The 15,352-nt window shown below is 71.8% G+C and carries 17 protein-coding genes; 5 read left to right on the plus strand and 12 right to left on the minus strand.

The genetic code is table 11. The annotated features are described in order from the left end of the window. Window positions 1-12 precede the first annotated feature (12 nt). Window positions 13-894, plus strand: coding sequence for a DUF72 domain-containing protein (locus ACIA5C_RS13175; protein ID WP_396053986.1), 882 nt, complete (start codon window positions 13-15; stop codon window positions 892-894). Here the strand turns inward: ACIA5C_RS13175 and ACIA5C_RS13180 are convergent. The 6 genes from ACIA5C_RS13180 to ACIA5C_RS13205 form a co-directional block, all read right to left on the minus strand. Continuing rightward, window positions 871-1,665, minus strand: coding sequence for an aminotransferase class IV (locus tag ACIA5C_RS13180; RefSeq protein WP_396053988.1), 795 nt, complete (start codon window positions 1,663-1,665; stop codon window positions 871-873). The genes ACIA5C_RS13175 and ACIA5C_RS13180 overlap by 24 nt on opposite strands. Before the next feature lie 5 nt (window positions 1,666-1,670). Next, window positions 1,671-2,099: a MarR family winged helix-turn-helix transcriptional regulator gene (locus tag ACIA5C_RS13185; RefSeq protein ID WP_396053990.1), complete on the minus strand. Its 429-nt coding sequence runs from the start codon at window positions 2,097-2,099 to the stop codon at window positions 1,671-1,673. Beyond that, window positions 2,096-2,491, minus strand: a complete 396-nt coding sequence (locus ACIA5C_RS13190; protein WP_396053992.1) for an SRPBCC family protein — start codon at window positions 2,489-2,491, stop codon at window positions 2,096-2,098. Before ACIA5C_RS13190 ends, ACIA5C_RS13185 begins: the two co-directional genes overlap by 4 nt. Before the next feature lie 47 nt (window positions 2,492-2,538). Next, window positions 2,539-3,249: a DUF72 domain-containing protein gene (locus tag ACIA5C_RS13195; protein WP_396053994.1), complete on the minus strand. Its 711-nt coding sequence runs from the start codon at window positions 3,247-3,249 to the stop codon at window positions 2,539-2,541. A gap of 77 nt (window positions 3,250-3,326) precedes the next feature. Further along, entirely contained in the window at window positions 3,327-4,172 is an 846-nt protein-coding gene (locus tag ACIA5C_RS13200) for an SDR family oxidoreductase (protein ID WP_396053996.1), read from the minus strand. 204 nt (window positions 4,173-4,376) lie between these two features. Further along, complete coding sequence (locus ACIA5C_RS13205; protein WP_396053998.1) at window positions 4,377-5,297, minus strand: NADP-dependent oxidoreductase; 921 nt, start codon at window positions 5,295-5,297, stop codon at window positions 4,377-4,379. A gap of 102 nt (window positions 5,298-5,399) precedes the next feature. Here ACIA5C_RS13205 and ACIA5C_RS13210 point away from each other — a divergent pair, with 102 nt between their 5' ends. From ACIA5C_RS13210 to ACIA5C_RS13225, 4 genes are read left to right on the plus strand one after another with little or no spacing between them, the layout of a single operon-like run. Then, window positions 5,400-6,095, plus strand: a complete 696-nt coding sequence (locus ACIA5C_RS13210) for a TetR/AcrR family transcriptional regulator (protein WP_396054000.1) — start codon at window positions 5,400-5,402, stop codon at window positions 6,093-6,095. Between the two features lie 48 nt (window positions 6,096-6,143). After that, complete coding sequence (locus tag ACIA5C_RS13215) at window positions 6,144-7,157, plus strand: LD-carboxypeptidase (protein ID WP_396054002.1); 1,014 nt, start codon at window positions 6,144-6,146, stop codon at window positions 7,155-7,157. 57 nt (window positions 7,158-7,214) lie between these two features. Continuing rightward, a complete protein-coding gene (locus ACIA5C_RS13220) occupies window positions 7,215-7,466 on the plus strand; it encodes a hypothetical protein (protein WP_396054004.1) in 252 nt (83 codons plus the stop codon). A 10-nt stretch (window positions 7,467-7,476) separates the two neighbouring features. Further along, the gene (locus ACIA5C_RS13225) at window positions 7,477-8,706 is read left to right on the plus strand and encodes a cupin domain-containing protein (RefSeq protein ID WP_396054006.1); all 1,230 of its coding nucleotides are present in this window, start codon (window positions 7,477-7,479) and stop codon (window positions 8,704-8,706) included. Window positions 8,707-8,915: 209 nt separating this feature from the next. Here ACIA5C_RS13225 and ACIA5C_RS13230 read toward each other — a convergent pair whose 3' ends face one another. The 6 genes from ACIA5C_RS13230 to ACIA5C_RS13255 form a co-directional block, all read right to left on the minus strand. Further along, window positions 8,916-9,611: a hypothetical protein gene (locus tag ACIA5C_RS13230; protein WP_396054008.1), complete on the minus strand. Its 696-nt coding sequence runs from the start codon at window positions 9,609-9,611 to the stop codon at window positions 8,916-8,918. Then, window positions 9,608-12,232, minus strand: coding sequence for an FtsK/SpoIIIE domain-containing protein (locus ACIA5C_RS13235; protein WP_396054009.1), 2,625 nt, complete (start codon window positions 12,230-12,232; stop codon window positions 9,608-9,610). The genes ACIA5C_RS13230 and ACIA5C_RS13235 overlap by 4 nt, the downstream gene beginning before the upstream one ends. Before the next feature lie 27 nt (window positions 12,233-12,259). Next, complete coding sequence (locus ACIA5C_RS13240; protein ID WP_396054011.1) at window positions 12,260-13,138, minus strand: hypothetical protein; 879 nt, start codon at window positions 13,136-13,138, stop codon at window positions 12,260-12,262. Between the two features lie 4 nt (window positions 13,139-13,142). Beyond that, a complete protein-coding gene (locus ACIA5C_RS13245; protein ID WP_364108410.1) occupies window positions 13,143-13,403 on the minus strand; it encodes a hypothetical protein in 261 nt (86 codons plus the stop codon). 247 nt (window positions 13,404-13,650) lie between these two features. Beyond that, complete coding sequence (locus ACIA5C_RS13250; protein WP_396054013.1) at window positions 13,651-14,577, minus strand: ABC transporter permease subunit; 927 nt, start codon at window positions 14,575-14,577, stop codon at window positions 13,651-13,653. Continuing rightward, entirely contained in the window at window positions 14,574-15,335 is a 762-nt protein-coding gene (locus tag ACIA5C_RS13255; protein WP_396054015.1) for an ABC transporter ATP-binding protein, read from the minus strand. Before ACIA5C_RS13255 ends, ACIA5C_RS13250 begins: the two co-directional genes overlap by 4 nt. Window positions 15,336-15,352: the final 17 nt, after the last annotated feature.

Consider the following 15,352-nt stretch of genomic DNA (forward strand, 5'->3'; position numbering starts at 1 on the left):
AAGAATCGAGCCATGGGCGAGATCGAAGTGGGCACGGCGTCCTGGACCGATAAGACGCTGCTTGAATCGGGTTGGTACCCCAAGACCGCCGACAATCCTGAGAAGCGCCTGGCCTATTACGCCAAGCAGTTCCCGATCGTCGAGGTCGACTCGACCTACTACGGCCCGCCCAACGAGCAGACCACCAGACTGTGGGCCCAGCGCACGCCCGACCATTTCACCTTCAATATCAAGGCGTTCAGCCTGCTGACCGGCCATCCGACCAAGGTCTCGGCGATCTACAAGGATCTGCGGCCGGAGACCGGGAAGAAGAACGTCTATCCCGACGATCTGGAAAAGCCGGCGTACGAGGAGATCTGGTCCCGCTTCCTGTCCGCGCTTGATCCACTCGCGGAAAGCGGCAAACTCGGAGCCCTGCTGTTCCAGTTCCCGCCGTGGTTCGGCATTCGCCGCTCCAACAAGGACTACCTGCTCGAGGTCGCGGCCCGGTGCAAGCCGCTGACCCCGGTCTTCGAGTTCCGCAACGCGTCCTGGTTCGACGGCGACAACCAGGAGGAGACGCTCGACTTCCTGCGGCGGCACAAACTGGCCTTCGTCTGCGTGGACATGCCGCAGGGCTACAAGTCGTCGATCCCGCCGGTGCTCGAGGCGACGGCCGACCTGGCGGTGGTCCGCTTCCACGGGCACAGCGCGAAGTGGACCAGCAAGGACATCCACGAGAAGTTCGGCTATGAATACTCCGCGACGGAGTTGCGGGAGTGGGCGCCGAAGCTCAGCAATCTGGCCGATAAGACCGACAAGACGCACGTGCTCATGAACAACTGCTACGGCGACTACGCCCAGAAGAACGCGACGCAGCTGATCGAGCTGCTAGAGGGCGTCGAAGGGGACTGACTCCCAGGCGTCGCGCAGCAGCGAGACCAGCTTGTCGTCGGCCGGGAAGGGCATCCCGTCGATGCTGCCGATCGGCTGCGCCGGGCAGTGCGAGTTGACCGCCGCCGCGCCGGCCAGCAGAGGCAACTCCACGGCGTCGACCGGGCGCAGCGTCCACGGCGTTCCGTTCATGGTCAGCGCCAGCTGCAGCAGCACCATGGTGACGCCCTTGAGCATCGGCGCCTGCGGCCAGATGACGCGGTCACCGTCGTAGAAGGCGACGTTCCACGTCGTACCCTCGCTGACCCGGTTGTTGTCGGCGCCGACGAAGAGCGCGTCGTCATAGCCGGCGAGTCGAGCCTGCTTCCCGGCGTACGTCAAACCCATCGTCGCGGCGTGCTTGTGCGACGGCCAGTCCCGCCGGTAGCCGTCGGTCCGGACGCGAAGCGGCGGGCCGGCGGCATCCGGGACCGGATCGCTCACCGAGACCAGAATGTCGGGCGGCCCGCCAGGCGAAGCCGGTGGCACGAACCGCACCTGCACCGAGGCGTCCGGCTCGCCTCCGAGGGCGTGCCGGATGAGGCCGAGCAGCCGCTGCTCGTCGTCGATGCCCATCCGGAAGTCGAAGAACTCCTCGTTGGCGTCGGAGAGCCGGGCGAGGTGCAGCGCCAGCCCGCGTACGGCCGAGCCGCGCACCTGCATCGAGGTGAAATGTCCGAAGTTTCCGGTCGCCAGCCGCTGGATGTCGGCGATGGCCGACGGCACGCGCCCGTTCAACTCGATGTTCCGCACGGCGTTCAGCGTAGGCGCAGCTCGCTGAGCATCGCGGTCAGCGCCGGTCGATCCGCCACCGCCTCGAAAAACGCGGAATCGACCGCGTCGACCACCCCGATCGCCTGCCGCGCGAGTGCGGCGCCGGCCGGCGTGACCCGCAGAAGTTTGGCCCGGGTGTCGGCCGGATCGACAGTCCTCTCCACGAGGCCTTTCGATTCGAGCTTGCCCAGCACCTGCGACGTCATCTTCACGTCGGTGCCCGCCTGGCGCGCCACCGTGAGCTGGTTGGGTGACGCCTCGCCGTGCGTGTTGAGCCACCACGTGCAGGCCAGCAGCACGAACTGCACGTGGGTCAGGTCGAGCGGCCCGAGCGCCGCCGCGACCGCCCGCTGCCATCGCAGGGTCACGTGCCAGAGCAGGAAGCCGGGGCTGGTCTCCGGGTCGTTGATCACGCGATCGCGGCCAGCTTGGCCAGCACGTCCGGGAAGTCGGCGGTGATCGCCGGGCCGAGACCGTCGGGCACGTTCCCGGTGATCTCGGTGCGGTAGACGATCGTCGTGCCGCCCTCCGACGGGACCAGCCGGTGCACGGTCGTCACCACGAAGTCGCCGCCGTCCATCTCGTCGGTGAACACCTCACCCGGCACCACCTCGGTCAGCCGCATGCCGATCGGCTCGTCGCCCGGCGGCGTCATCGTGAAGCGGGTGCCGGCCGCGAACGGCCCGTCGACGCTGACCGCCTCGACCCCGTCATTCCACTCCGGCCACGTCGCCATGTCACTCCAGCGCCGCCATACCGCGCCGGGCGCGGCGGCGGTCCAGACGCTGTGCTCGTACTCCCACATGCCGCTCTCCGTCCCGTTAGTCTGCGCGAAGACTATCTTCGCGAAGGCTAACGGTCAAGAAGCGCGATCATCGCGTCGGCATCGGTCACTGCCGCGCCGCCGGGATCGTTGTTGAAAAACACAAAACCTTCCCGTACGCCCTGAAGACGACGTCCCCACGTCTTCAAGGCACTTCTCCCGTAGCGCGGTCTGGGCTGAGCGCGACCCTCGTGCAGGCGCAGATAGCCGAAGTCCGCCGTGACCCACAGCGGTGCAACCGGCCGCCCGAGGCGATCCGCCCAGCACAGTGCCGCCCCGCGCTTGCGCAGCAGCTCCTGGCACTCGTCGGTGAACCACGTCTTGTGCCGAGGCTCCACCACCACCCTGATCCCGTCCGGGAACTGCGTCAGGGTCTCGTCGAGCAGACCCAGGTCGGCCTTCAGCGTCGGCGGCAGTTGCAGCAACACCGGCCCGAGCTTGTCGCCCAGCCCGCTGGCCCGGTCAAGAAACCGCGCCACCGGCTCGGCCGGCTCCCGCAGCCGCTTCACGTGCGTCAGGTACCGGCTCATCTTCACCGCGAACCGGAACCCGTCCGGCGTCCGCGCCCGCCACTTCTCGAACGTCGACCGCTCGGGCAGCCGGTAGAACGCGTTGTTGACCTCGACCACGGCGAAGTGCGCGGCATAGTGCTCCAGCCAGAGCCGCTGCGGCACCCCGTCGGGATAGAACCGCCCGCGCCAGTCCCGGTACTGCCATCCGCTGGTGCCGACCCGCCACACGGCAATCCTCCTGCCCTCCATTGCTCCGTGGTGGGGGATACCCCGGTCGGGGCGTTCAGCACCTCCTCCAGGACCGTTTACTGGCTCAAGCCGTCGATCAGGGACATGGTGGGGTGTCCGATGAGGCGGGTGAGGTCGTCGCCGGCGTACGCCATGATCCCGGCGCCCAGGTTGGCGTCGAGAGCGGCCAGAAAACCGGCGGTCTGCGCATCCAGACCGGCGCCGGTCAGCATCGCCCGATACTGCTGGGCGTCCGCCGGCCGGTAGGTGACCGGCCGGCCGAGGACCTTGGCCATGGCGTCGGCGAGGTCGGCATAGGTGTAATCGGTGTCGCCGGTGAGGCTGTAGGTCTGGTTGTCGTGGCCGTCGGTGGTGATCACGGCGGCGAGGGCTTCCGCGAAGTCGCGCCGGCCGGCGGGCGCGACGCGGCCGTCGCCGACGGCGGCGGTGAGAACGCCGGTCTGCGCGGCGCCGTGCATCGCGCCGAGGTAGTTCTCGATGTACCAGCCGTTGCGCAGGATGGTGTAACGCAGCCTCGACTGCCGGATGGCGTCCTCGGTCGCTTGGTGGTCGGCGCCGAGGACGAAGCCGGGGTCGTCGGCCCGTACGCCGCTGGTGTAGAAGAGGTGCCGCGCGCCGGTGGCCTTGGCGGCGTCGATGACGGCTCGGTGCTGCCGCAGCCGGTGCGGGTCCTTGCCCGAGATGAGCACCACCTGGTCGTGCCCGGAGACGGCCGCGCGGATCTGGTCGGTGTCGTCGAGGTCCACGCGGGCGGTGCGATAGCCCTCAGCGGCGAAGGTGTCGAGAACCTGCCGGTTGCGGCCGGCCGCGGTGATGTCGACCGCGGCGACGCCACGCCGGTGCAGTTCGGGCAGCAGCAAGCGGCCGAGGGCTCCGGTGGCGCCGATGACGAGGATGGACATGCGGGGTCTCCGGTCAGGCTCGGGTGGTCAGGGTGTGGGCCCCGGCGCGTGCCGCGGGGGCGATATCGGTGGCGTAGCGGCGGATCGAGTCCTCGACCATCGGGCGCGCCAGGGCCCCCCAGTCCAACTGGGCGAAGAATTGGTCGATGCGGAGGGCCTGCTGGGCGCCGAGGACCTTCTCGGTGATCTCGGCGCCCGGGGTGATCAGGCGACCGTGATGGCGATCTTGCCGCGCGTGCCACCGGCGAACTCAGCGAACGCCGCCGGCACCTCGTCCAAGGTGAAGGTGCGCTCCACCGGCACGCTCAGCCGGCCGGCGGCGAGGTCGGCGGCGAGGCGCTCGAGGGTGGCCGGTGTGGGGTTTGCCATCACGAACGTGGCCGCCGGGTGCTGGTCGGCGCCGTAACCGACGGTGCTGGCGATGCGGCCCTTCCCGGTCAGCAGCCCGGCCAATGCGGAACCGTCGCCGGCCAGGTGCACGATCACGTCGACGCCCTCGGGGCTGACCTGTCGGACCTGCACGGGAAGGTCGCCGGTGTGGTCGACGACCTCGTGGGCGCCGAGGCCGCGGACGAAGTCGGCCTCCTCGCCGGGCTTCGCCGTGGCGATCACCTTTGCGCCGGCCGCGGCGGCGAGCTGGATCGCGATCGCGCCGACCCCGCCGGTCGCGCCGCTGATCAGCACCGTCTCGCCGGCCTGCGGGCCGGCCGCGTCGAGCGCATCGACCGCTGCCGTGCCGGCCAGGCCGACCGCACCGGCGGCGGCCACGTCGACGCCTTCGGGCAGCTGGGCGATGCCGACCGTCTCCGGGACGGCCACGTACTCACCGAAGCCGCCGTCGCCCAGGTACGCCTTGGTGACCACGCCGAAGACCTTGTCCCCGGCCGCAAAGCGGGTGACGCCCGCACCGACCGCCTCCACGGTCCCGGCGAAGTCCTTGCCCAGCACGACCGGGAAGCGGTGCTCCATCATCCCGACGACGTGGCCGCCGGCGACCGAGAGGTCGAACCCGTTGATCGAGGACGCCTGCACCTTGACCAGCACCTCGCCCGCGCCCGGCTGCGGCTTGGCGACCTCCGCCACCTCGGGCTTCGCGCCTTGCTCGGCGGTCACAACAGCCTTCATAGTTCAGCTCCTCCGGATAAGTGGAACTTATCATCCACTTGATGTTCCCGACCGTAGCACGCAAGTGGACGAGGTCTTCCACTTCCTCGTATGGTGATGTGCATGACCTCCCCACCCGCACCGCGGACGTCCGGCGAAGCCGGGCTGCGTGTCGACGCCGAACGCAACCGGCAGCGGATCGTCACCGCCGCGCGGGAGGTGTTCGCCGAGTCCGGGCTCGAGGTGCCGATCGAGGACATCGCCAAGCGGGCCGGGGTCGGCGTCGGCACGCTCTATCGCCGCTACCCGACGCGCGCGGAGCTGATCGCCGCTGCTTTCGAGGGCAAGATGACCGCGTACGCCGAAGCCACCCGCCAGGCGCTCGCCGAGGCCGACCCCTGGCAAGGCTTCTGCGGCTATGTCGAGAAAATCTGCGCCATGCAGGCCGGCGACCGGGGCTTCACCACCGTGCTCACGATGACGTTCCCCATGGCCAAGCGCTTCGAAGCCGATCGGGACCGCGCGTTCGCCGACCTGAAGGTGCTCGTCGAGCGGGCCAAGGCAGCCGGGAAACTGCGCGCCGACTTCGTCACCGAGGACATCCCGATGTTCCTGATGGCCAACGCCGGTGTGCTCTCGGCCACCGGCGAGGCAGCCCCGGACACCTGGCGCCGTCTGGTCGGCTACCTCATCCAGGCCTGCGCCGCGCAGGCCGCGCAACCGTTGCCCGAGCCGCCCCCGCCCCGCCAGCTGTACAAGGCCATGCTGCGCGCCACCTGGCAGCAGCGCGAGCGGCGGACCAGGAAGAAGAGCAACTGATGTAGTAAATCCGTGGCGCGGTGCCGCCGGTGAGGGGACACTGCGTCGATGTCCGGTTCTGCACCGCCCGCACTGCTTCGACCCGGTGCCCTGAGGCCCGGCGACCTCGTCGTCGTAGCGTCGCTGTCCACGCCGCTGGCTGCCGCTTACGAGCCCAACGTCGAGCGGACGGTGGCCGTGTTCGAGCGGATGGGATTCCGCGTGCGCCGGGCACCGCTCCTCGAGGCCGGCCGGCACCACTGGTGGAGCGCGGCCACCCCCGCGGAGATCGCCGCGGAGCTCAACGGTCTGCTGCGCGATCCCGAGGTGCGCGCGATCGTCGCGAGCGACGGCGGTCAGACGGCGTTCGGCTACCTCGACCTGATCGACGTCGAGGCGATCAAGGCCGACCCCAAGCCGATCCTCGGCTACAGCGACATCTCGCTGCTGCATCTGGTGCTCTACGCCCGTACCGGTCTGGTCGGGTTCCATGCCGACATGGCCGTCCCCGGCTTCGGGGGGCACTGGCCGGCGGCGCCGCCGGCCCGGCAGGCCGAGCTCGAGAAGCTCTACTCACGGTTGCTGACCGGCACCGAGGCGATCGGTGCGCTGCCCGGGAACTCGTCGTGGGAGTGCTGGCGTGCCGGGCGGGCCGAGGGACCGCTGATCGGCGGGGTGATCAATCGCATCGTGCTGGCGCAGGCCACGCCCTTCGCGCTGCCGCTCGAACGGTTCGACGGCGCGGTGCTGTTCTGGGAGGAGATCGGTGGCCTGGCGTCGTACGTCTGGAGCTACCTGCACGTGATGCGGCACAGCGGCATCCTCGACCGGATCTCCGGCATGGTCGTCGGCGTCCCGCGCGACATCGCCGGACTCGAGGAGCCCGGCGCGTCGCCGACCCTGGCCGAGATCGTCCTCGACGTTCTCGGCGACCGCGACATTCCGGTCCTGGGCAACGTCGATTTCGGCCATGCCGGCCCCAACCTGCCGATGCCGGTCGGCATCCGCGCCGGCCTCGATGCGCACCAGCGGACATTGTCGCTGCTCGAACCGGCGGTACGGGGCAACCGCGCCGCGGGTTAAAGGTGATCGGCTCCGGGTACGACGAGGACCTCACTTGCTGGCTAGAAGGAGTGTCCGATGGCTCTGAACGACGACGACATCACCGCGGGCTCGGCGGCGGGCGGCGAGGGCCCGGCCGACGGCGGCGCCAACCCGGCCGGCCAGGACGGCGGGGCGGACGGCTCGGCGGGCGGCGAGGGCCCGGCCGACGGCGGCGCCAACGCGAACGGTCACGACGGCGGGGCGGACGGCTCGGCCGACGAGGGACCGGCGGACGGCGGCGCGGACGCGGGCGGCCACGACGGCGGCGCCGACGGCAGCGCGTCCTGAGGACTGCGGGATGACGATTGACGCGCCGGGCGGCAGCCCGGCGCTCTCCCGTCTGATCACGGTGGAGCCGGGCAAGTTCGCCACCGCCTACTGGGGTCGGGCGCCGCTGGTGTCCCGGGCCGCGGAGCTCGGCGGCACCTTCACCGACCTGCTCTCCCCGGACGCGGTCGACGAACTCCTCAGCCGGCGCGGCCTGCGGACCCCGTTCCTGCGGGTCGCCCAGCAGGGCAAGGTGCTGCCGGCCGCCCAGTTCACCGGCTCCGGCGGGGCCGGCGCCGAGATCGGCGACCAGGTCGCCGACGACAAGATCCTGCGCCTGTACGCCGACGGCGCCACCCTGGTGCTCCAGGGCCTGCACCGCCTCTGGCCGCCGCTGATCGACTACGCCCGGCAGCTGGGCGAGGAGCTGCGCCGCCCGCTGCAGGTCAACGCCTACCTGACTCCGCCCGCCAGCCGCGGCTTCAGCACCCACTACGACACCCACGACGTCTTCGTCCTGCAGGTCGACGGCACGAAACACTGGCGCATCCACGAGCCGGTCCTGCCTGACCCGATCGAACAGCAGGCGTGGGGCGGCCGGGCCGACGAGGTGGCCGCGACCGCCCAGGGCGAACCCGCCGTCGACGTGGTCCTGGCCCCCGGTGACGCCCTCTACCTGCCCCGCGGCTGGCTGCACTCGGCCGAGGCCCAGGGCAGCCGCTCGCTGCACCTGACCATCGGGATCCGCGCGCTGACCCGGTACGCCCTGGTCGAGGAGCTGCTGAGAATGGCGGCCGGCGAGGCCCGGCTGCGCACCACCCTCCCGTACGGCCTGGACCCGGCCGACCCGGACGCCATCGAACCGGAGCTGACCGAGACCGTCGAGGCCCTGCGCAACTGGCTGACCACCACCGACCCGGCCGATGTGGCGGCCGGCCTGCGCGACCGCGTCTGGCCGGCGGCCCGCCCGGAGCCGATCGGCCCGCTGGCCCAGCTCGACTTCGCCGAGCGCCTCACACCCGGCAGCGAGATCGCGGTGCGCGAGGGCCTGCGCTGGCGCCTGGTCGACGAAGGCACCGACGACGTCGTGCTCTGCCTGGTCGGCCGCACCCTGCGCTTCCCGGCCTACTGCGAGCCGGCGATCCGCATCGCCCTCTCCGGCGGTCCGCAGCGAGTCGGCGACCTGCCCCTGGACGACGACGGCGACCGCCTGGTGCTGGCCCGCCGGCTGCTGCGCGAGGGCCTGGTCGTCCCCGGCTAGCCCGCCGACGGGCGCGCTGGCAACTCCTGGTGGAGCAGGAGTTCTCCGACCGCGCCGCTGCTCTCGAGGAACGCTTCCGGCTCGAACACGAGCACGTGCATCACAAAGACCGGTGCCGACTCCGCTGAGGCGATCCGGCGGTCGCACGCCCGCTGTTTCCGGACCGTGGCCGAGCCGGCGCGCGACCTGACCGACGTCTTTCCCGAGCGCTAGCTGCGGAGGGCGGCCAGGAACAGCGCCGCCGTGATCAGGCCGGTCAGCAGCACGATGCCGAAGGCGCCGGCGGTCAGGCCGACACCCCGGCGGTCGGCCACCCGCTTCGCCGCCACCACCGCAAGGACCGGGCATGCCAGCAGCACCACCAGCGCGATCACCGGCAGCGCATCGCGCCAGGTGCCCGCGCCCGGCCCGGCCGCCTTCTCGCGCAGCAACTGGTAGGCCAGCACCCCGACCACGCCGCTCAGGAAGCCGAACACCCCGAACAGGAACTTCACCCCGGTGTTGATCGGCCGGGCCGGCGGCACGTAGGAGACGCGGGTGGCTACCTCGTCGAGGTACTCCGAGGCGTCGCGGTCGCCTCGCTGGCGGGGTACGGCGGGCGGTGGCAGGGTGCGGCCGTAGCGTTCGGCCGGCGGCCCTACCTTGTGGACGAACTCGGACCACAGGTTGTTGGCTTTGGCGTCGACCGCCTCGAGGCCGCGCTGGGCCTCGACCACCGACGCTTCGGCCTCGGCCAAGGACGCGCGGGCCTCGGCCACCGCCTGGTCGGCCGCCGTGAGGCGTTCGTCGTGCCAGCGTTCGGCCTCGGCGCGCAGCCCGGCCGCCTCGTCGTCGAGCGTGGTCAGGCGGCGCAGGACGGCACGGTAGTCGGCGGTGTCGAAGTCGGCCGGTTGGATCTCGCTCATGAGGCACCGTAGGGGATGATCACCTCGGCGCCGCGGTGCACCGAGCGGTCGAAGTGGAGGGCGCGCCAGGGGCGCGGGTACCAGGCGGGGGCGCCGGTGCCGGGATAGTACGGCGCCAGTTCGCTGCCGTGCACGTCGAGGGCGACCCACGCGCCGATCGGGTCGGTGCGGGACGCCTGGCCGCCGAGGGCCTCGCGCAGCAGGGCCGCCCCGCGCCACCAGCCGAGCACGTGGATGCGCCGCTCCGGGCCCTGCCGCAGCACGGTGCGCAGTTCGGCGTTGCGGTTCATCGGGAGCGCGTCGGCCGCGTAGATGAGGACGAAGTGCGGGCGGTCGGCCGGCCACGACGACGACGCCTCGGCGGCCAGATCTTCGAGCAGCCAGTCGACGTTGTCGAGGTCGTAGTAGCCGGAGTCGGGCAGTTCGGCCTTCAGCGCCTCGGCGGCGGGGCGGGCGTCCTGGTCGAGGCAGACGACCGAGAAGCGGGCCATTTCGGGGGCGAACTGGGCGGTCAGCGAGCGCCCGGCGGTGGCCAGGATCGCGGTCGCCTCGTCCATCCGGGTGCCCATGATGGCCAGGTTGCGGCCGGGGGCGCGGCGCAGCACCGTCCGGGCCGACCGGGCCGCCACGTCGATCGTCTCGCCGAGCAGCACCACCGGCGCCTGCACCGAGTCGCCCGCGACCAGCGAGTGGTAGTCGGGGCTGTCGGTGAGGCGCGGCACCGAGTCGCCGTCGAACAGCCGCGGCGGGCTGAGCTCGATCGGCCGTTGGCGCCACAGCCGGTGTTGCAGCGCGTTCCACCGGTCGCGGTCGCCGGCCGCCGGCACCCGGACGATCTTGTTGGCTTCGGCGGCGCCGGAGTCGGCGTTGACCACCGCGTGGTAGCGGGGCAGCGACTCGGCGGCCGAGTTGGTCTCGGCCAGGACGCGCCGGGCCCGGGGGAGGGCGATGCGCAGCGAGAACTGGGCGACCAGTGCCGGCCGGCCCCACAGTGCCTCGATGCCGGAGACGTCCTGGCTGGCCAGGATCATGTGGATGCCCTGCGAGCGGCCGCGGCGGGCCAGGTCTTCGAGGAGGTCGACGGCCTCGGTGGCGACCGCGTCGCGGCCGGCCAGCAGCACCTGGAACTCGTCGACCACGGCCACGATCCGAGGCCAGTGGCCGTCCGGGTCGTCCGCCCTCAGTTCGGCCAGGTTGGTCACCTCGTGGCGCTTCGCCGCGTCGGCCCGCCGCCGCAACTCGTCGCCGAGGAAGCGGAGCAGGGCGAGCCCGAACTCGCGGTCGGTGTTGACGTTCAGGCCGACCAGGCGCACGTGTGGCAGCCAGCTCGGGTCGCGCCGGCCGGGCGCGAACCGGGCGAACGAGACGCCCTCCTTGAAGTCGAGCAGGTAGAACGCCAGCTCGACGGGGGAGTAGCGGGCGGCCAGCGCGCCCATCCAGGCGTAGATCAGGTTGGTCTTGCCGGTGCCGGACGGCCCGGCGATCAACGCGTGCGGCGGGTAGTCGGCCAGCGTCACCGGCACCGGCTGGCCCTGCGGGCTGTCGCCGAGGGGTGCGGTCAGCCCGGTCGCCGAGCTCTCCTGCCATTCGACCGGGGGCAGCAGGCTGTCGAGGGCGACCGGGGCCGGTCCGGCGGCGACGGCCTCGGCGATCCGGCGGGCGGTCGCGGTCAGGACGGCCGGCGGCGGCCCGGGGTCGAGGCGTACGGGCAGGGAGCCGGCACTGCTCAACCGGGAGTGGTCGCCCTCGGCGGCGGTGATGAACTCGATGCCGTCGGCCGCCTCGACCGGCAGGCCCCGGATGACCAGGTGTACGCCGCAGGCCGCGCCGGTGCGCAGCAGCCGCTGCAGCTGGGCCTGCTCGTGCCGGCTGAGCTCCCCGGTGCCGAGCAGCACCGCGACCCGCCACGGTTCGGGCCGCCGGTGGGTGGCCGCCGCCAGTTCGCGCAGCGAGGTGTATTCGCCGGCCAGCACCGACTCGTTGATCCGGCGTACGTGATCGGTGAGTGAGTCGAGCAGCGGGCCCAGCCCGCCGGGCGGGGTGAAGGTCAGCACGCCTGCCGGCGCGAGCGGGGCGAAGCCCGCGAGACCGCCGCCGAGATGTTCGGGGTCCCAGCCGATCAGCTGCACCCGGCCGGGCGGGGCGGTGCCGAGCGCCCGCAGCAGCAGCCCGGCCACCACGTCGTCGCCGGTGCGGCGGTCGCCGCGGACCACGACGTGCCCGAAGTCGAGGAGCGGGACCAGGGCCGGCACCGGCTCCGGGTGGGGGAGCAGGAGGCGGCCGACCCGCAGTTCGGCCGCCATGTCGAGCGGTGTCGGCTGCCAGTCGGTCCATTCGTCGCCCGCGGCGCCGGGTGCGGCCCGGTTGGCGGCGTTGGCGGCTGCTTCGGCGTAGGCCGCGAGGTCGGACCGGTGGCGTTCGTCGATCTCGCGGAGTCGCTCGTCGCGGGCCGCCGCCACCTTTTCCCGGCGGGCCGTGGCGGCCGATATGACGCGGCGCAGGCGGGCGAGCGCCTTCTCCCGGTCTTCCTGGGCATCGCGCAGGGAGGTGGTCGCCGCGCCCAGGGCGTGCGACAGACCGGCTCGGACGTCCAGCACCTGCTGGTTGGTGGAGTCAGCCATAGCGCTGGATTGTCCTAGATGGATGGTTCATCGCTGGTCAGTGGGCTCGGCGGGGCGGTGTAACGGTTCGGGCGCACTCGGGTCGAGGGCCGAAGCGTCGCGTCCCAGCCGGGCCAGCAGGACTCCGGTGAGCACGCTCGCGGTGACGGCGTTGTCCGCGGGGTGCCCGGCCGGCCGGGCACCGGAGGTCACGGGCACCCGGCAGATCCGGTCGATCAGCGTTTCCAGTACGGCCGGTGAGGTGCCCGGAAGCAACGAGCGCACCCGGCCCTCGGCGGCGGTGCGCAGCCGGGCCACGTCGTCCGGGCGGGGTTCGTGGCCGAGCAGGTCGCCGGCCAGCCGGTGCAGCACCGGCGGGGTCACGGCCGAGAGCGCCAGCCCGGTCGAGGCGTTTACCGAGTGCAGGTCGCGGCCGACCCGGGCCCGGTCGCCGGCCCGCACGCCGCTCGCCACGTTGCGCAGGAGCTCGGCCGTGTCGGTCTTCTTGTCGTTGCTCTCGGCCGGCGCGGGCTCGCCGGTCAGCTCGGTGACCCGCTGCTGCCACCAGGGGCCGAGGCGTTCGGCCGGTGGCGGCGCATCGGAGACGTCGGCCGGTTGGGGGGTTTTCTCGAGGGCGGCCCGCCAATCGCCGGACGGCGCCGCGCCCGCGTCCCCGGTCAGGCCGACCGTGGTCAGGTAGGTGGCGATCGCGTCCTGGGCGATGCGCAGCGCGGCGGCCGCCCGCTCGGCGTGCTCGGTCGCGTTGCCCAGCTGGGGCACGCCGATCGGGTCGACCGAGGTCTCCCGCACCCACATGAGGATCTCGGTGGCGCTGCGCAGTTTCTCCATCGCGGCCGTGACCAGTCCGGTGGGCAGTTCGTCGGAGGTCGCGCGAAGCTGGGCGCCGAGTTCCTGGATCAGCGACATCGCGTCAGAGCATTGCCGTGTAGGTCTGGGCCTGCTCCACCGCGAGCAGCGTGGCGCCGAGGCATTCCTCGAGCGACTGGTCGGCCTGCGACAGTGAAGCGTGTGCGGCACCGACCGCGTCGTTGGCGCTGCCGTCGAGCGCGGCGGCGAGACTCTGCTGGGCCTCACCGATCTTTTCGCGCGCCGCCTGTATCGCCGCTTGACCCTCCGTGACCTGGGCGAGCGCGGCATCCACGGCCGCTCTGACCTCGGCGACACTGGCCACCCGTGCTGCCTCCCGCTGTATGGAACCTGGCCCCTTCGACCGGGCCTTATTCAACCGGGCCCGGCACGCATGAGCCCATGCCGTTGACCCCAGACTACTGCCCCCTTCGGGCCCTGCCGTCCCCCCGCGCCCCATTTGCGAGACGACCGCTGACCTATCATGATCGGCTCGCCCGGTGCACCCCTCCTTCCGTAGAGACTCCACTCCGGCGACCCGCGAGGTGTCGCCGGAGTCGTTGATCCGACCCTCAGACAGTCACCCGTATGACACGAATTCCGGCAATCGCCGCGAGCAGGGCAGCCAGCGCGAGGTACACAGCGGACTCCAACCACTGAAATGTCCAATATCGATCGGCCGGCTGGTAGGCGATATCGACGTGCAGGTTCAGCCGTCCGAGGCAGTCCGGCATCCCGTCGAACGACCCGTTCACGCACGCCGCGTACTTCTCCCGGGCGACTTCCTGATCATTTGCCGTGCGCAGGTCGCTGCTCGCGGTCACCCAGGCCCCGGGGATCTTCAGCCCTTCGATGGTCGGTTCCTGACCCAGGAAGGTGAGATTCCGGATCACGGCGGCGGTCACCGGGGCGGTCGCGGCCCGCGGCGGCATCAGGTGCGGCCGTACGAGATTGGGCATCAACACCTGCACGACGACGAAGGTCGCCGCGGTCAGCGCCATCGCGGGCAGCGTGCGCCGGAGGAGAAGACCGAGCGTCACCCCGAGAACAACGGCGAAGACCGCGTACGCCGCGAGCACCGGCCCCCGCGTCCCGAAGAAGATCGTGGTGAACCGATCCTGATTCACCCGGTCGAGCGGCGCCGCGGCCCAGCCCAGCGCCAGACTCGCGAGGCCGCCCACGATCAGCGCGGCGACGGCCGCCACGGCCAGCTTCACCGCCAGCCACCTCCGTCGGGTCACGCTCTGGGTCCACACCAGTGCCGCCGTGCCGGTCTCCAGCTCCCGGGCGATCAGCGGCGCACCCCAGAACAGGCCGAGCGGCGCCGGCGCGACGACCACGAGCGCGTCCAGCGCGTAGACCAGCGACTGATAGCCGGCCGGATCGCCGGCGGCGCGGATCCGGAGACCGATGACCACCATCGCGGCCGCGAAGATCGTGAGGCCGATCGCGCCGGTGATCGCCGGGGCGCGGAACTGCCGCCCGCTGAGCCAGATCATCGGGCCCCGCCCAGGTAGGCCAGCGCCAGATCCTCCACCGAGACCGGATCTCCCTGAGAAACCCGCGCGACCTTGCGGCCCTGCGGTCCGGTCACCCACCGATGGCCGTCCAGCAGTTCCGGTACGCCGCCGGCCAGCGCGACCCTCGACCCGGCCAGCACGATCAGGTGGTCACAGGATCGCGCGATGTCGCTGAGCAGATGCGACGACAGGATCGCGGTGGCGCCCAGCTCGCCGACCGCGGTGAGCAGGTCGCCGAGGAAGTCGTCCCGGGCCAGCGGGTCGAGCGCGGCCGCCGGCTCGTCCAGAATCAGCAGCTCGGGCCGCTTGGCCGCGGCCACGGTCAGCGCCAGCTGGGCCCGCTGGCCGCCGGACAGGCCGCCGGCCCGGGCCCTGAGGTCGAGCCCGGCCCGGGTGACCCGCCGCTTCGCCAGCGCCGCGTCCCACTTCGGGTTGAGCCGCGCGCCCATCCGCAGGTGCTCCTCGACGGTCAGCCCGGCGTAGACCGGTGTCTGCTGAGCGACGAACCCGACCTTCGCGAGCTGCGTGCCCGGCCGGCCGCCCAGCACCGTGAGCGTCCCGTTCGTGGCCCGGGCCAGCCCGCAGCACAGCCGCAGCAGCGTCGACTTCCCGGCCCCGTTCGGGCCGACCAGGCCCACCACCCGCCCGGCCGGCACCTCGACCGTGCAGTCCTTCAGGGCGACGGTCCGCCCATATCGTTTCGTCAGGCCCACCGCCGTGACCGCATTCGTTGACATGGCTTCGAGCCTGCGGT

It is taken from the genome of Actinoplanes sp. NPDC051343, assembly GCF_044455125.1.
Taxonomy (GTDB): Bacteria; Actinomycetota; Actinomycetes; order Mycobacteriales; family Micromonosporaceae; genus Actinoplanes.

Bases quoted from the DNA above. Each gene is read 5' to 3' on its own strand.
- ACIA5C_RS13175 (WP_396053986.1), top strand. From the start codon at position 13: ATGGGCGAGATCGAAGTGGGCACGGCGTCCTGGACCGATAAGACGCTG.
- ACIA5C_RS13190 (WP_396053992.1), bottom strand. From the start codon at position 2,491: ATGTGGGAGTACGAGCACAGCGTCTGGACCGCCGCCGCGCCCGGCGCG.
- ACIA5C_RS13200 (WP_396053996.1), bottom strand. From the start codon at position 4,172: ATGTCCATCCTCGTCATCGGCGCCACCGGAGCCCTCGGCCGCTTGCTG.
- ACIA5C_RS13205 (WP_396053998.1), bottom strand. From the start codon at position 5,297: ATGAAGGCTGTTGTGACCGCCGAGCAAGGCGCGAAGCCCGAGGTGGCG.
- ACIA5C_RS13210 (WP_396054000.1), top strand. From the start codon at position 5,400: ATGACCTCCCCACCCGCACCGCGGACGTCCGGCGAAGCCGGGCTGCGT.
- ACIA5C_RS13215 (WP_396054002.1), top strand. From the start codon at position 6,144: ATGTCCGGTTCTGCACCGCCCGCACTGCTTCGACCCGGTGCCCTGAGG.
- ACIA5C_RS13220 (WP_396054004.1), top strand. From the start codon at position 7,215: ATGGCTCTGAACGACGACGACATCACCGCGGGCTCGGCGGCGGGCGGC.
- ACIA5C_RS13225 (WP_396054006.1), top strand. From the start codon at position 7,477: ATGACGATTGACGCGCCGGGCGGCAGCCCGGCGCTCTCCCGTCTGATC.
- ACIA5C_RS13230 (WP_396054008.1), bottom strand. From the start codon at position 9,611: ATGAGCGAGATCCAACCGGCCGACTTCGACACCGCCGACTACCGTGCC.
- ACIA5C_RS13235 (WP_396054009.1), bottom strand. From the start codon at position 12,232: ATGGCTGACTCCACCAACCAGCAGGTGCTGGACGTCCGAGCCGGTCTG.
- ACIA5C_RS13240 (WP_396054011.1), bottom strand. From the start codon at position 13,138: ATGTCGCTGATCCAGGAACTCGGCGCCCAGCTTCGCGCGACCTCCGAC.
- ACIA5C_RS13250 (WP_396054013.1), bottom strand. From the start codon at position 14,577: ATGATCTGGCTCAGCGGGCGGCAGTTCCGCGCCCCGGCGATCACCGGC.
- ACIA5C_RS13255 (WP_396054015.1), bottom strand. From the start codon at position 15,335: ATGTCAACGAATGCGGTCACGGCGGTGGGCCTGACGAAACGATATGGG.